The 844-nt window shown below is 60.7% G+C and carries 1 protein-coding gene; it reads left to right on the top strand.

The annotated features are described in order from the left end of the window. On the top strand, positions 1 to 844 hold an 844-nt coding region (gene tnpC, locus P0D96_RS48185; protein WP_408321402.1), incomplete at both ends, for an IS66 family transposase.

The following is an 844-nucleotide window of genomic DNA, read 5'->3' on the forward strand; positions in this document are numbered from 1 at the left end:
AGGCGTGTTCACGGTAGAGCGGCATATCCGTGGCAAGTGGGTGTGCAGAAACTGCGAAACACTGATTCAGGCGGCGGTGCCCGCGCACGTCATCGACAAGGGTATCCCGACCACGGGACTGCTGGCGTCGGTGCTGGTTGCCAAATACGCTGACCACCTTCCCCTGTATCGTCAGGAACAGATCTTTGGGCGGGCGGGTCTGGCGATACCGCGATCGACATTGGGTGCGTGGGTCGGTACGTGCGGCGTGCAACTACAGCCGCTGGTCGACGCACTGCATCAGGAAATCCTGCAGCAGAGTGTGCTGCATGCGGATGAGACGCCGGTACAGATGCTCAGCCCCGGCAAAGGCAAAACACATCGCGCGTACCTGTGGGCGTATACGCCCACGTACTACAGTGAGTTGCGCGCTGTGGTCTACGACTTCGCCGACAGCCGTGCAGGCGAACATGCCCGCGCGTTCCTCGCTGGCTGGCAGGGCAAACTGGTGTGCGACGACTACAGTGGGTACAAGGCCGGTTTCCAGCAGGGCATCACTGAAATCGGATGTGCGGCGCACGCGAGACGCAAGTTCTTCGATCTGCATGCCAACCACAGCAGCCAGATCGCCGTACAGGCGCTGCCGTTCTTCGCTGCGCTTTACGACATCGAGCGCGACGCTGCAGTGCTGGATGCCGAAGAGCGACGTAAGCTTCGACAGAACCGGGCCAAACCGGTCTGCGACGCACTTCACGAATGGATGGTGGCGCAGCGCAAGCTGGTTTCGGAAGGTTCTGCGATTGCGAAAGCGCTGGAATACAGTCTTAAACGCTGGGAAGCGCTTACGCGCTATCTCGATGACGGC

Origin of the sequence: Paraburkholderia sp. RL17-347-BIC-D (genome assembly GCF_046027915.1) — a bacterium.
Lineage (GTDB): Bacteria > Pseudomonadota > Gammaproteobacteria > Burkholderiales > Burkholderiaceae > Paraburkholderia.